At 65.2% G+C, this 14,095-nt stretch carries 11 protein-coding genes; 7 read left to right on the forward strand and 4 right to left on the reverse strand.

Going from position 1 to position 14,095, the window contains the following annotated elements; translation table 11 throughout:
• Positions 1-54 precede the first annotated feature (54 nt).
• From VSR34_RS04615 to VSR34_RS04640, 6 genes are all read left to right on the forward strand, one after another.
• A complete protein-coding gene (locus VSR34_RS04615; protein ID WP_028213752.1) occupies positions 55-2,301 on the forward strand; it encodes a polysaccharide biosynthesis tyrosine autokinase in 2,247 nt (748 codons plus the stop codon).
• 40 nt (positions 2,302-2,341) lie between these two features.
• Positions 2,342-3,265 (forward strand): glycosyltransferase family 2 protein, encoded by a 924-nt coding sequence (locus VSR34_RS04620; RefSeq protein WP_342961974.1) that lies wholly within the window; start codon positions 2,342-2,344, stop codon positions 3,263-3,265.
• Positions 3,266-3,299: 34 nt separating this feature from the next.
• A complete protein-coding gene (locus VSR34_RS04625) occupies positions 3,300-4,445 on the forward strand; it encodes a glycosyltransferase family 4 protein (protein WP_342961975.1) in 1,146 nt (381 codons plus the stop codon).
• A gap of 62 nt (positions 4,446-4,507) precedes the next feature.
• Complete coding sequence (locus tag VSR34_RS04630) at positions 4,508-5,923, forward strand: glucose-6-phosphate isomerase (protein ID WP_342962109.1); 1,416 nt, start codon at positions 4,508-4,510, stop codon at positions 5,921-5,923.
• Positions 5,920-7,140 (forward strand): glycosyltransferase family 4 protein, encoded by a 1,221-nt coding sequence (locus VSR34_RS04635; RefSeq protein WP_342961976.1) that lies wholly within the window; start codon positions 5,920-5,922, stop codon positions 7,138-7,140. The genes VSR34_RS04630 and VSR34_RS04635 overlap by 4 nt, the downstream gene beginning before the upstream one ends.
• Before the next feature lie 31 nt (positions 7,141-7,171).
• Positions 7,172-8,329, forward strand: coding sequence for a glycosyltransferase family 4 protein (locus tag VSR34_RS04640; protein ID WP_342961977.1), 1,158 nt, complete (start codon positions 7,172-7,174; stop codon positions 8,327-8,329).
• An 84-nt stretch (positions 8,330-8,413) separates the two neighbouring features.
• Here VSR34_RS04640 and VSR34_RS04645 read toward each other — a convergent pair whose 3' ends face one another.
• The 4 genes from VSR34_RS04645 to VSR34_RS04660 form a co-directional block, all read right to left on the reverse strand.
• Positions 8,414-9,370, reverse strand: a complete 957-nt coding sequence (locus VSR34_RS04645) for a GDP-mannose 4,6-dehydratase (protein ID WP_342961978.1) — start codon at positions 9,368-9,370, stop codon at positions 8,414-8,416.
• A complete protein-coding gene (gmd, locus tag VSR34_RS04650) occupies positions 9,357-10,400 on the reverse strand; it encodes a GDP-mannose 4,6-dehydratase (RefSeq protein WP_028213746.1) in 1,044 nt (347 codons plus the stop codon). The genes VSR34_RS04645 and gmd overlap by 14 nt, the downstream gene beginning before the upstream one ends.
• Positions 10,401-10,437: 37 nt before the next feature.
• Positions 10,438-11,532, reverse strand: a complete 1,095-nt coding sequence (locus VSR34_RS04655) for an acyltransferase (protein WP_028230345.1) — start codon at positions 11,530-11,532, stop codon at positions 10,438-10,440.
• Between the two features lie 210 nt (positions 11,533-11,742).
• Entirely contained in the window at positions 11,743-11,946 is a 204-nt protein-coding gene (locus VSR34_RS04660) for a hypothetical protein (RefSeq protein ID WP_154671160.1), read from the reverse strand.
• Here VSR34_RS04660 and VSR34_RS04665 point away from each other — a divergent pair.
• A complete protein-coding gene (locus VSR34_RS04665; protein ID WP_342961979.1) occupies positions 11,933-14,086 on the forward strand; it encodes a hypothetical protein in 2,154 nt (717 codons plus the stop codon). The genes VSR34_RS04660 and VSR34_RS04665 overlap by 14 nt on opposite strands.
• Positions 14,087-14,095: the final 9 nt, after the last annotated feature.

The raw sequence follows: 14,095 nt of genomic DNA on the forward strand, positions 1-14,095 counted from the left end.
CGGCGGGCACATACAGGAATAGACAGTGGAGCAACACCTAGACAACGGGATCGAATCGTGACCATACAAGCCCATAGCCAGGCGGCCCCGGTGGCCCGCACCGAGGAAGAGGACGTCGTCCTCGGCCAGTTGCTGCGCGTCATCATCGACGACATCGGCTGGCTCATCGCGATCGCGGCGGCGGTCATCGCCATGGCCGTGTTCTACTGCTTTGTCGCCAAGCCGGTCTACACGGCCGACACCCAGGTTCGCGTGGAGCCTTCCGACTACACGTCGCAGGCCCTCACGCAAACGCAGACGGGCGCGAACATCAGCAGCGGCTCGTCGTCGGGCAGCCTGCCCACCGACGCCGAGATCCAGATGATCAAGAGCCGCAGCGTGGTCGAGCCGGTGGTGAAGCAGTTCAAGCTGAACACCACCGTCACGCCGGTCATGCTGCCTTTGATCGGCAGCCTTTCGGCGCGTCTTGCGACGCCGGGTACGCCCTCGCGCCCGTGGTTCGGGCTCAGCAACTGGCTCGGCAACTATGCGTGGGGCGGCGAAGTCATCGACATCGACTCGATCGAGGTCACGCCCGAGCTCGAAAGCAAGAAGCTCACGCTCACCGCGCTTGACAACGACCGCTACGTGATCTCGACGCCGGACGGCGCGCGCCTGCTCGAAGGCGCAGTGGGCCAGGTCGAGCAGGGCGGCGGCGTGAAGCTGCTCGTGAACAAGCTCACCGCGCGTCCGGGCACTCGCTTCAAGGTCGTGCGCCTGAACGATCTCGATGCGATCAGCGGGTTCCAGAACGCGATCCAGGTGCAGGAGCAGGGCAAGCAGACGGGCGTGATCGACATCTCGCTCGAAGACAACGACGCCGCGCACGCGGCCGCGATCGCGAACGCGGTGGCGCAGTCGTATCTGCGCGAACACGTGGCGACCAAGCAGGCCGACGCGAACAAGATGCTCGACTTTCTGCGCAGCGAGCAGCCGCGCCTGAAGGCCGACCTCGAGAACGCCGAAGCGGCGCTCACGGCGTACCAGAGCAAGTCGGGTTCGATCAACGCGAGCGACGAAGCGAAGATCTATCTCGACGGCAGCGTGCAGTACGAGCAGCAGATTTCGGCGCTGCAACTGCAGATCGCCTCGCTGCAACAGCGCTTTGGCGACCAGCACCCGGTCCTGATCGCGGCGCGCCAGCAGCTCGCCCAACTGCAGGCGGAGCGCGCGAAGTACGACACGAAGTTCCGCGACCTGCCGGCCACCGAAGTGAAGGCCGTGCAGCTTCAGCGCGACGCCAAGGTGGCCGAGGACATCTACGTGCTGCTGCTGAACCGCATTCAGGAGCTATCGGTGCAGCGCGTGGGCACGGGCGGCAACGTGCGCATCGTCGATCCGGCCTTGCGGCCCGGCAACCCGTCGAAGCCAAAGAAGCTGCTGATCATCTCCGCGGCCTCGCTGCTCGGCATCATTCTCGGCACCGGCTTCGTGCTCATGCGGCGGAACCTGTTCAAGGGCATCGTCGATCCGGACCAGATCGAGCGTTCGTTCCAGCTGCCCGTGTATGGTCTCGTGCCGCTTTCGCCGGAGCAGGCGGCGCTCGAAAAGCGCGGCCCGGTGCGCGGCGGCACGCGCCTGCGCGAAGTGCTCGCGAATGTGCGACCCAAAGACCTGACGGTCGAAAGCCTGCGTAGTCTGCGTACTTCGCTGCAGTTCAGCGTGATGGACGCGCGCAATCGCGTAGTCGTACTGACGGGTTCGGTGCCGGGCGTCGGCAAGAGTTTCCTCACCGCGAACCTCGCCGTGCTGCTCGCGCATTCGGGCAAGCGCGTGCTGATGATCGACGGCGACATGCGGCGCGGCGCGCTCGAACGCTATCTGGGCGGTCCGCAGGAAAACGGCTTCTCTGAACTGCTTTCCGGGCAGATCGCGCTGGACGAGGCGATTCGCGCGACGGAAGTGGACAACCTGCACTTCATCTCGTGCGGCCGTCGACCCCCCAATCCTTCCGAACTGCTGATGTCGCCGCGCCTCGGCCAGTACCTCGAAGGCCTGTCGAACCGTTATGACGTGCTGATCATCGACACGCCGCCCGTGCTCGCCGTGACCGATGCGGCGATTATTGGCGGCCATGCGGGCTCGACCTTCCTCGTGCTGCGCTCCGGTCTTCACACCGAAGGCGAGATCGCCGACGCGCTCAAGCGTCTGCGCAACGCCGGCGTGCGTGTGCAGGGCGGCATCTTCAACGGCGTGCCGGCGCGCACGCGCGGCAACTACGGCTATGGCTATGCGAACGTGCGCGAGTACCTGAGCGCATGACGCTTACGCACTCATCAAGCACAGAAAAGGAGAACACGCGATGAAAGTGACCGTGCTCGTTCCGACGTATCGGCGTCCTGATGATTTGTCGCGCTGCCTTTCGGCGCTTCTGCGACAGCAGCGCGGGCCTGATGAGATCGTGGTGGTGGCGCGCGCCGACGACGAGGCGACGCACGCGTGCCTCGCCGATCACGTGACGCCCAAGGTGCTCAACGTGGCGGTCGCCATCGTCGAGGAACCGGGGCAGGTCGCGGCGCTCAATCGCGGCATCGAGGCCGCGACGGGCGATGTGATCGCCATCACCGACGACGACGCCGCGCCGCGCGCCGACTGGCTGGCGCGTATCGCCGCGGCCTTCGAGGCCGACCCGAAGCTCGGCGCGCTGGGCGGCCGCGACTGGGTGCACGAGGGCGGCCGAACGATCGACGGCGAGCGCACGCTCGTCGGCAAGCTGCAGCGCTCGGGCCGCATCATCGGCAACCATCATCTGGGGGCGGGCGGTGCGCGCGAGGTCGATCTGCTCAAGGGCGCAAACATGAGTTATCGCCGCGCGGCGATCGGCGATCTGCGTTTCGACCGGCGCCTGCGCGGCACCGGCGCGCAAACGCACAACGACATGGCGTTCAGCATGAGCGTGAAGCGCGCGGGCTGGAAGCTCGTGTACGACCCGCTCGTGGCGGTCGACCACTACCCCGCGCCGCGCCCGGGCGAAGACCCGCGCAACGCGCAGACCCTCGCTTCGATCCGCAATGCGGCCTACAACCTGCATTTGATCCTGCTCGGCCATCTCACTCCGCTGCACCGCGAAACTGCGTGGTGGTGGTACGCGCTCGTCGGTACGCGCGTGTATCCGGGCCTCGCGCAGACGGCCCTGAGCGCCATGCGCGGCTCCGCCGGCGCGGCGTTCGCACGCTGGCGCGCGGTGCGGGGTGGCGCGCGAGAGGCGCGCCGCGCGCTCGTTTGAGCGCAACGGCCAACGACTACACGGAGGACCCTGAATGAGCGGTACGCAAGTCCACGTCCACCTTTTCCATGGCGCCGATCCGCGCCGCTATCGCAAAGGCGAGAACATCGGCAGCCTGTATGGCTACCATCACGCGGAGTCCGCGGAATTCGTCCTCGATTACGCGCGCGATGCGAGCGAAAGCGCGCCCATTCGCTTCGTCCGCCGCGGGCTGAAGGCGGCGCTCGGCTTCGACTTCATTCATGCATGGCGTAATCGCCGCGCCATTCTGCAGTCCGATGTGATCTGGACGCACACCGAGCAGGAGCACCTGGCCGTGGCGCTGGTGCTGCTCATGAACGCGAAGAAGGGCGGTGCGCGCCCGCTGCTGCTCGCGCAGAGCGTGTGGCTGCTCGACCGCTGGCCGGGCTATGGTGCGCTGCGCCGCGCGATCTACAAGCGCCTGCTCAGGCGCGCCGATCTGCTCACCACGCTCGCCAGCGAGAACGCCGCGCTGTGCGGCGAGTACTTCGGGCGCGAAGCGCGTCACGTGCTGTACGGCCTGAACACGAACGACTTCCCGCCGACAACGCCCACGCAGTGGAAACCGCATACGCCGGTACGCGTGGCCGCCATCGGCAACGACCGCGACCGCGACTGGACCACGCTCGTGAGTGCGCTCGGCAATGATCCGCGCTACCAGGTGCGCATTGCCACGCGGCGGCGCATGCCCGCTTCGCTGCGCGCGGAGAACGTCGAAATCGTGCGTGTTTCGGGCATCCAGCAACAGCACGCGCTCTATGACTGGGCCGACCTGATCGTGGTGCCGCTGCGTCCCAACTCGCACGCTTCGGGCATCACGGTGATGCTGGAAGCCGCCGCGCTCGGCAAGCCCATGATCGCGACGAGGGTGGGGGCGCTCGAAGACTATTTCGACGATAAGGCCGCCTCTTATGTCGAGCCATTCGACGCACAGCAGTTGCGCGACGCCGCGAATGCGCTAGTGGCCGACCCGGCACGTGCGCTCGAACAGGCGCGCGAGGCTTGCGAGCAGCTGTGTACACGCGACCTGACCACGCAGCAATTCGCACGCCAGCATGCGCAGCTCACGCGCGAGATGCTGCGCGAGCGCGACGCTCGCAACGGCGAGTCGATCGCGAGCGAACGGCGCGGCCAGAGCGTGGCCGCGCGCGGGATGTGATCGTGGACGTCACGACCGCCATTTCCACGCCCGCGCGCCGGCGAGGCCGCCGCCGCGGCGGGCTGCGCGGCCTGTTCGACCGCGATACGCTGCCGCCGCTCGCCTTGTGGCTCTTCACGGCGCTCCTGATCGGCGCGCATCAGGGCACCGTGCTCACGCTCGCGTTTCCCGTGCTCTCGATCGCGGTGGGCCTGTGGCTGTACTTCGTGAACCCCGTGCGCTATATCGGCTTCATGTGGTGGCTGTGGTTCCTGAGCCCCGAAGTGCGCCGCCTCGCCGACTACGGCAAGGGCGGCTTCACCCCCACGAGCCTCATTCAGGTCGCGCCGCTCGCCGTCACGATGATCAGCGGCATTTCGCTGCTGCGCTACTACCCGGTTCTCGGCCAGCGGCGCGGCCTGCCGCTGCTGCTCGCGCTGCTCGGCATCGGTTATGCGTTCGTGGTGGGCGTGGTGGGAAGCGGCCCGGCTGCCGCCGTGTACGACCTCGCGAACTGGATCTATCCGTTCCTGATCGGCTTTCACATCATGGTGCTCACGCGCCAGTATCCCGAGTGCAGCAAGACCATCGTCAACACCTTCATCTACGGCATGCTGGTGATGGGCGCGTACGGCCTCGTGCAGTTCTTCATCATGCCGCCGTGGGATGCAATGTGGATGATCGGCTCTGACATGAACTCCCAGGGCGACCCCGTGCCGCTCGGCGTGCGCGTGTTCAGCACGATGAATTCGTCGGGCCCGTTCGCGTTCGCGATGATGGGCGCGATGGTGTTCGTCATGGCCGCGCAGCATCGTGTGCGCTGGATCGCGGCGGCATTCGGCTTCTTTTCGTTCGCGCTATCGCTCGTGCGCTCCACGTGGGGCGGCTGGGCGATCGCCATGCTGATCCAGTTGATGAAGTCGAGCAACAAGGTGCGCATCCGCATCGTCATCAGCGCGGTCGTGCTCGCGGGTGTGTGCGTGCCGCTGCTCACGTTCGGCCCGGTGGCGGACCGCATGCAGCAGCGCCTGAATACGCTCGTGAACCTGAAGGACGACCAGAGCTACGAAGCGCGTAACCAGTTTTACGCGGATTTCGCGAAGAAAGCCTTTACCGATGTGACGGGCGAGGGCCTCGGCGCCACCGGCGCATCGACGAAGCTTTCGAGCAATAACGGCCAGCTCGGCCAATACGGCAGCTTCGACAGCGGCGTGATGAACATTCCGTTCGTGCTGGGCTGGCCGGGTACGCTGCTCTACATGTCGGGCGTGCTGTGGCTGCTCCTTCGCGCGGTGCGTGTGTCGCTGCGCATGCCCGAGGATCGCTACGTTTGCGCGTGCCTGAGTCTCGCGGTGTCGATTTTCGCCATGCTCGTGTTCACCAACTCGCTCGTGGGCACCGGCGGCCTGCTGCTCTTTTCGAGCGTGTTTTCCATTCTCAGCGCGGGGCATTGGACGAAGTTGCAGCGTCGTGCCCTTACCACGGAGGTCTCCGATTGAGAGTCGCAATCGTCACGCATGTCGTGCGCCACAACGACGGCCAGGGCCGCGTCAACCATGAAATCGCGCGCGCCGCGCTCGATGAAGGGTTCGAGGTGACGCTGGTCGCCTCGCATGTGGCGCCCGAGCTGCTCGCCCACCCCAAGGTGAAATGGGTGAGCGTGCGACCGTCCCGCGCATGGCCCACCAACCTCCTGCGCCAACAAGTGTTCGCCATGAAGAGCGCGCTGTGGCTGCGCCGCCACCGGCAAGAATACGATGTGCTCCATGTGAACGGCTTCATCACCTGGGCGCACGCCGACGTGAACACCGCCCATTTCGTGCACGGCGGCTGGGCGCGCAGCAAGTACTACCCGTTCGGTCTCACGCGCGGGGTATGGTCGGCCTATCAGTTCGTCTACACGCGCGCGAATGCCGTGCTGGAGCGATGGGCCTACCGGCGTTCGCGTGTGATCGCAGCAGTCTCGCGCAAGGTCGCCGACGAAATCCGCGCTTGCGGCGGCCATCCCGTGGAGCGCCTCGACGTGATCTACAACGGCGTGGACACGCGCGGCTTCTCGGCGGCAAGCGCCGATCGCGCGAAATTCTCGCTGCCGGCTGATGCATTCCTGCTGCTTTTCGTCGGTGATCTGCGCACGCCGCGCAAGAACCTCGGCACCGTGCTGCACGCGCTCAAGAAGATGCCGGAGAACGTGCATCTTGCCGTGGCCGGCTACTTGCCGGGCAGCCCGTATCCCGATCTCGCGCGCGAACTGGGCGTCGAGTCGCGTGTGCATTTTCTCGGCCTCGTGCGCGAAATGCCCACGCTGATGCGCTCGGTCGACACCTATGTCTTTCCTTCGCGCTACGAAGCGATGAGCCTTTCGCTGCTCGAAGCGATGGCGGCAGGCCTGCCCGTCGTGACCGCGCGCACGGCGGGCGGCGCCGAGATCATCACGCCCGGGTGCGGCATCGTGCTCGAAGATCCCGACGACGTGCCGGCGCTCGCCAACGCCGTCAAGACGCTCGCCGCCGATACGCCGCGCCGCCTCGCGATGGGCGAGGCCGCGGCAGAGCTTGCCGCGCAGTTTGGCTGGGCGCGCATGGCGGCGCAGTACATCGCGCTCTATCGAGAGCTGGCAGGTGACGCAAACCAGGCCGTGCGGCACGAGGAGCCCGCGTTCGCCGCGGCGACGCTTCCGGGCGCACAGACGCTCCAGCGCGCAGAAACCCCCTGATAACCGCATACGTGCAGAACAAGGACACGCGATGACCACACAATCCATTCAATCGCTACAGATCGGCATGCACTGGTTTCCCGAGCGCGCCGGCGGGCTCGATCGCATGTATTACTCACTGGTTGGTGCGCTGCCCGGTGCGGGCGTGCGCGTGCGCGGCGTCGTGGCCGGCTCCGCCAGGGTGGCCGAAGACAGCGGCGGTGCGATCCACGGCTTCGGGTCCGCTTCGCGCTCGCTGCCGTTGCGCCTGATGGACGCGCGCCGCGCGCTCCGCCGCGAGATTCGCCGGCACCGGCCCGATGTGATCTCGTCGCACTTCGCGCTCTATACCTTCCCTGGACTCGACGTCACACGCGGCATTCCGCAGGTTTCGCACTTCCAGGGACCGTGGGCCGACGAGAGCTTCGTGGAGGGCGCGGCCACGCTGAGTCAGCGTATCAAGCATTCGCTGGAGCAGTCGGTTTATGAGCGCTCGTCGCGGCTCATCGTGCTTTCCAAGGCCTTTGGCGACATCCTCACGCGCCGCTACGGTATTTCGCCCAAGCGCGTGCGCATCGTGCCCGGCTGCGTGGACACTGCGCATTTCGACCCGGCCTGCACGGCCGCGGAAGCGCGCCTGAGGCTTCAGTTGCCGCAAGGTCGTCCGATCATCCTGGCCGTGCGTCGCCTTGTTCGGCGCATGGGTCTTGAAGATCTCATCGATGCAATCAAGTTGGTGAAGCAACGCCATCCGGACGTGCTCCTTCTGATCGCTGGACGAGGCCGTCTGGAGTCCGAACTTCAGCAGCGCATCGACGAAGCTGGACTCGTCGACAACGTGAAGCTGCTCGGCTTCGTGCCCGACGCGCATTTGCCTTCGCTCTATCGTGCGGCGACGCTGAGCGTGGTGCCGACCGTCGCGCTGGAGGGCTTCGGGCTGATCACGGTGGAGTCGCTTTCGGCTGGCACACCGGTTCTCGTGACGCCGGTTGGCGGTCTGCCAGAAGCGGTGGCGGGGCTCTCGCAGGATCTCGTGCTGCCGTCAACGGGGGCGAACGCGATTGCCGATGGCATCGACGGTGCGCTTTCCGGCCGCATCAGATTGCCCGATGAAGAAGCCTGTAAAGCCTATGCGCGGGAGCATTTCGATAACGCGGTGATCGCGAAGCGCGTGGCCGGTGTCTACGCGGAAGCGATCGCCGCTCACTGAAGTAGCGGAGGTCGCACGGAAAACCGCCGCTTTGGCAAGCGGCGGTTCTTTCACTGTCCCAGGAAAGAGAAAGAACGGGTTGGCTCACTGCGTTTCGAGCACGCGTTCCCGAGCTTCTTCGTACATCCAGCGCAACGTGTCTTCGAGGCGCTTGCGCGGGCTGTCGCCGACGATCGCGCGTAGCTTTGCGTTCGAGCCGATGAGCTGACGCACCTCGTTGGCACGGACGAATCGCGGATCGACATGCACCTCGATCTCGTAGCCGGCAATGCGTGCAAGCATGCCGAGCAGCGCACCGAGCGTCTGGCTGCTGCCCGAGCAGACGTTGACGGTAGCGCCGCGCGGCGCGGCTGCGATGAGCTGTGCATAGGCATGCACGACATCGCGCACATCGGAGAAGTCGCGGGCTACGTGGAGGTTGCCGAGCGAGATGGTTTTCTCGCCGCGTGCATAGTGATCGACGATCTTCGGGATCAGGAAGTCCAGCGACTGGCCCACACCCGTGTAGTTGAACGGGCGCGCGATGATGACCGGCAATTGCGCTTCCCAGCGCTTTGCGACGTATTCCATCGCGAGCTTGCTCACGGCATAGTCGTTGGCGGGCTGCGGCACGACCTTCTCGTCGATCACGCCATTCGTGGCGTTGCCGTAGACGTTTGCGCTGCTCGCGAGCAGCACGGCGCGTGGCACGTGCTTCTGATGCGCGAGCGCTTCGAGCAGATTGCGCGCGCCGACCACGTTGACGACGTAAGTGCGCGCCACGTCGCTATCGGCCACATGGGCCACCGCGGCGAGATGGACTATGACGTCGGGCTGCACCGACTCGACAGCATGCGCGATGGCGGCGCGGTCGAGCAGGTCCGCTTCGAGCGCTGTGACACCGAAGGGGAAGGCTTCGTCGCCCAGCGACTCGCCGTCCCGCACGGTGCCCCACACGCGGTAGCCGTCCGCCGCGAGGCGGGCGGCCATATAGCGCCCCGTGAAGCCGCCAACGCCGGTGATGAGCGCGCGCGGCCGGGCTGCGGCATCAGAATGTGTCATGGCGTTCGTTGCGTGCGAGGTCGGCCGTGACCATCATCTGGCAGAGCTGCTCGAGCGAAGTCTGCGGTTGCCAGCCGAGCTTTTCCTGTGCCCTGGTCGCGTCGCCAATGAGGAGATCGACTTCGGCGGGGCGGTAGTAGCGGGGGCTCACGCGCACGAGCGTGCGGCCCGTGGCGACGCAGATGCCGGTCTCGCGGTCGCCCTTGCCCGACCATTCGAGCTGGAAGCCGGCCGCTGTAAAGGCCATCTTCACGAAGTCGCGCACGGTTTCGGTACGGCCCGTCGCGAGCACGTAAGTGTCGGGCTCGTCGGCCTGCAGCATGCGCCACATGCCTTCTACATATTCGGAGGCATAGCCCCAGTCGCGCTTTGCGTCGAGGTTGCCGAGTTCGAGCATGTTCAACTTGCCGAGCTTGATCTTGGCAACGCTGTCCGTGATCTTGCGGGTGACGAACTCGCGGCCGCGCAACGGCGACTCGTGGTTGAAGAGAATGCCGCTTGTCGCGAAGATGTCGTAGGACTCGCGATAGTTGACGGTGGACCAGTGCGCGAACAGCTTGGCAACGCCATAGGGGCTGCGCGGATAGAACGGCGTGGCCTCGCATTGCGGGATCGCCTGGACCTTGCCGAACATTTCGGAAGTCGAAGCTTGATAGAAGCGCGTTTTCGGGTTCACTACGCGAATCGCTTCGAGCAGGTTCAGCACGCCGATTCCGGTGACTTCGGCCGTCGTGACGGGTTGGTCGAACGAGACGCCCACGAAGCTCTGGGCGGCGAGATTGTAGACCTCGCTGGCCTGAGCGCGTTCGACGAGGCGCAGGGTCGAGCCCGCATCGGTGAGGTCGTGCTCGACGAGTTCGAGCGAGGGATGATCGAGTATCCCCAGCTCGTTCATGCGCCAGAAGTTGACGGAACTGGTGCGGCGATAGGTGCCGGTGACCGTGTAGCCCTTGTCGAGCAGAAGGCGCGTGAGGTAGGCGCCGTCCTGGCCGGAAACACCGGTGATGATCGCATTGCGACGTTCGTTCATGTGATGTGCCTTTGAAGTATCGAACGGGATTCAAGGGTTACGATTGCGGGCTCGACTGCCTCATGCGGGCGGAGAGATGCACCGGCTCGGCGAAAGAACGGCGCACCGGCCCGCGCGTGAGGCGACGCTCGAAGAAGAACCAGCTCGCGCTTGCATAAGCGAGCGTGAGGACGAGCGCGATCGCGGCGCTCGCGATGCGGCCGTAGTGAAGCGGCCATACCGCATAGAGAATCGTGAGGTGAATGAGGTAGATCGTGTAGCTGATGGTGCCGATATATACGAGCACGGGATTGGAGAGCAGGCGGCGCAGGATCCCTTTGGACTGGAGTGCGAGTACGACGATGGAAGTGCAGAGCACGAGTGAAATGCTATAGAGCGTCGCGTTGGATAGCGGCGTGTTCATGGCGCGAAAGCGCGGGTAGTGCAGGTGCAGCCACGCCAGCGCGCCAAGCGCCGCGAAAAAAAATACGGTCGCGGGCCACTTGAAGGGTTCGAGCGCGTTGCGGTCGTGGCGCACCAGCACCGCGAGCAGCGCGCCCGAGGCGAGCAGATCCATGCGGAACGGCGTGAGGTAGTAGATCGGCCAGTAGCTGGCGAACCAGGGCGTCGCGACGGCGCGCAGCACAGGCACGAGCAGGATGAGCGCGGCGGCCGCCATCGCCATGAGCCGCTGCGGCAGGAGCAGCACGACGAAGGGCCACACGATGTAGAACTGCTCTTCCACGGCGAGCGACCAGAGGATATTGAGGCTGTCGTGGCCGTTCTGGCCCAGCGCGTCGCCGATATTGGTGGCGAAGAACGCATACCACGGCCAGTAATGCGCCCAGCCGAAGCCGAACAGCAGCGACGACACCACGAGCAGCAGTACATAAGGCGGCAGGATGCGGCGCACCCGGCGCGCATAGAAGTAGCTGAAATACGATTGCCCGCGCGCTTTGCGTTCGAGCAGGATGCCGGTGATGAGAAAGCCGCTCAGCACGAAGAACAGGTCGACACCCATCCACAGCGGCGCGTGCAACGCGTGCTGCGCGAACACGGCAAGCACGGCGATGGCGCGCAGGCCGTCCAGCTGGACGATGCGGTGGGAATGGTCGGCGATTCCTTGTTGATTGACCAGGCGGCTAACGGTCATCGGTTCTCCTGTGGATTCGTTCATGCGCAGTGGGGGGGCGTTTCATTCTAGAAATAATTAAATTGTTCAAAAAACGCGAAATATATCGGTGATATTTTTATGGATTAATTGTCTTGATCTGCGTGATATGAAATTCGCATCTTGGTGAGCAGGTCTCAATCGGACATCGCTGGGCATGGAGTTATGGCAGGGCGTCTGGGGTTCGCTGAATCATTTTCTTTTTGCGCGCAAATAAATCACAAGTATTGAATTGTTTTGAATTATTTTCCATTTTTTTGTGGTGATTTTTAGCGCGATTTGTACGGCATGATCCAGGCAGTCTTCCGTAACGAGACCGGAGAGTGCCTTGCCGTTTTCCAATCCCGATCGTCGCTTGCGCAGGACGCAGGCGCTGGCCGCGATGTGCGCGTTCATCTGCACGTCTTCGGTTCAGACCATCGCCGCCCCACAACTCAATGTGACGACCTCGTGGATCGGCAATACCTTTGGCAACGGCCAGGGCACGTGGATGCAGATCAACGTCACCGCGATTGCAGTGACGCCTGAAGGCAAGGTGTTCACCAACGCACCGTGGGACGAGAGCGGCGCCGAGATCAGCGCGTACCAGGACGGCAAGCCGCTCGGCTTCGCCGGGGGCACGCATGGCTGGGGCGGCGCGGGCGGCAACGCCGTGGCCGTGAATCATCGCTATCTGTTTGCGGCCGTTGGCGTGGGCAACGAGAAGGGGCACCTGGTCGGCAACGGCATCTGGCCGGAGAAAGGCAGCCAGTGGTTCGGCATTACGCGCCGGCCGCTCGACGAGCCGAGGCGCGCCGCCGCGTTTCAGGCCTCGCCCGACGCACTCAATCCGCATGCGCAGCTTGCCGGGGCGTTCCTGAAGATCAACGAGGTGCCCGCGGGCACGCATGCCGACATTGGCGGACTCGCCGCGACGGATTCGACGCTGTACGTGAGCAACACGCCGATGAACCGCATCGAGGTGTACGACGCGAACTCGATGCAGCGCAAGACGCAATGGGACGTGCAGGCGCCGGGCCGCATCGCGCTCGCGGCCGATGGGTCGGTGTGGGTGCTGAGCGGCGGCGGACACGCGCCGCGCGTCGAGCACTATTCGGCGCAAGGCAGGCGTTTCGACGAAACGCTCACGCTGCCCGACGATTCGGTCGCGGTGGACCTCGCGTTCGATCCGCAGCAACGTTTGCTGATCGCCGACAACGGGCCCCGCCAGCAGATCCTCATTTACACGCGCCAAGGCAAGACGTGGACGCAGAGCGCCTCGCTCGGCGAACGCGGAGGGATCTTCTCGGGCGTCGCAGGGCGGCCTGGGCCGGGTCGTTTCAACGGCCTCACGGGCGTCGCCACCGACGCGCGCGGCAACATCTACGTCTCGACCAACGGTGTCGGGCCGCAACATGACGACAGCATCGGCGCCGGTCTGGGCGCGACGCTGGAAGCCTGGACGCCGGCGGGCAAGCGCCTCTGGAATCTGGAGGGTCTGCTCTTTGTCGACGGCGCGTGGGTGGACCCCCAGCGCCCCAACAGCGTCTATACCGGCAACAAGCGTTTCGAACTCGATTTATCGAAGCCCCCGGGGCAGGACTGGAAATATGTCGGATTCCTGTCTAACCGGTTTCGCTATCCGGACGACCCGGTTTTTCACACGGACCAGTGGCCGGGGCTACCCACCGCGCGCGCGCTGGGTGGCCGCACGTTCCTGTTCCTCACGGACATGTACGCCGATCACCTGAAGATCTATCGCTTCGACGCGCAGCATGACGGCGAGACGGCGATTCCATCGGGTTTGATAGCGGGCCGCGGCCGCGGGGTGCAGAACGTGCCGAACGCGCCAGCCGGCGGCGACTGGATCTGGCGCGATGCGAACGGCAACGGTGCGCTCGACCCCGACGAGTTCACGCGCAACCCGGGCCGCGACCATCTCGCGGGCGGCTGGGGCTGGTGGATCGACACGCGCGGCGACATCTGGCGCGCGCGCGACGACAAGGGTATCTGGCGTTTCCGCTTCGGCGGCCTCGACGCAAAGGGCAACCCGATCTACTCGTACGACACGCTCGACAAGTACGCGATACCCGCGCCGTTCACCGAGGTGCATCGCGCGATCTACGAGCCGCAGACCGACACGCTCTACGTCACCGGCTACACCGCCGATTCGCCGCACGAACCCGGGTTCTGGAAAGAAGCGGGCCGCGTGCTGGTGCGCTACGACAAGTGGTCGAGCGGGCATCCCGAGCAGCGCTACCTGCTGCGCCTGCCGTGGGATCCCAAAGCGAAGCCGCCAGTCACGCCCGCGGGAGTCACGGTGGAAGGCCAGTACCTGTTCGTCGTCGAGCCGGCGGGCAACGTGCACGTGTACGACAAGGACAGCGCGAAGGAAATCGGCAGTTTCGGCCCAGGGCCGGAAGTAGGCCGCGCCTCGGGCTGGGTCGACGTGCCGTTCGGCATCACCGCGCATCGCGAGCCCAACGGCGAATACCTGGTGTTCGTCGAGGAAGACGCGCGCGGCAAGGTGCTCATGTACCGCTGGAAACCGGCCTGACCCCTCCCG

This window comes from Paraburkholderia sp. JHI2823 (assembly GCF_038900695.1).
GTDB lineage: Bacteria > Pseudomonadota > Gammaproteobacteria > Burkholderiales > Burkholderiaceae > Paraburkholderia > Paraburkholderia mimosarum.

What these genes read in the sequence shown, in the direction of transcription:
- VSR34_RS04620 (WP_342961974.1), top strand. Translation starts at nt 2,342, where the DNA reads ATGAAAGTGACCGTGCTCGTTCCGACGTATCGGCGTCCTGATGATTTG.
- VSR34_RS04625 (WP_342961975.1), top strand. Translation starts at nt 3,300, where the DNA reads ATGAGCGGTACGCAAGTCCACGTCCACCTTTTCCATGGCGCCGATCCG.
- VSR34_RS04640 (WP_342961977.1), top strand. Translation starts at nt 7,172, where the DNA reads ATGACCACACAATCCATTCAATCGCTACAGATCGGCATGCACTGGTTT.
- VSR34_RS04645 (WP_342961978.1), bottom strand. Translation starts at nt 9,370, where the DNA reads ATGACACATTCTGATGCCGCAGCCCGGCCGCGCGCGCTCATCACCGGC.
- gmd (WP_028213746.1), bottom strand. Translation starts at nt 10,400, where the DNA reads ATGAACGAACGTCGCAATGCGATCATCACCGGTGTTTCCGGCCAGGAC.
- VSR34_RS04655 (WP_028230345.1), bottom strand. Translation starts at nt 11,532, where the DNA reads ATGACCGTTAGCCGCCTGGTCAATCAACAAGGAATCGCCGACCATTCC.
- VSR34_RS04665 (WP_342961979.1), top strand. Translation starts at nt 11,933, where the DNA reads ATGTGCGCGTTCATCTGCACGTCTTCGGTTCAGACCATCGCCGCCCCA.
- VSR34_RS04660 (WP_154671160.1), bottom strand. Translation starts at nt 11,946, where the DNA reads ATGAACGCGCACATCGCGGCCAGCGCCTGCGTCCTGCGCAAGCGACGA.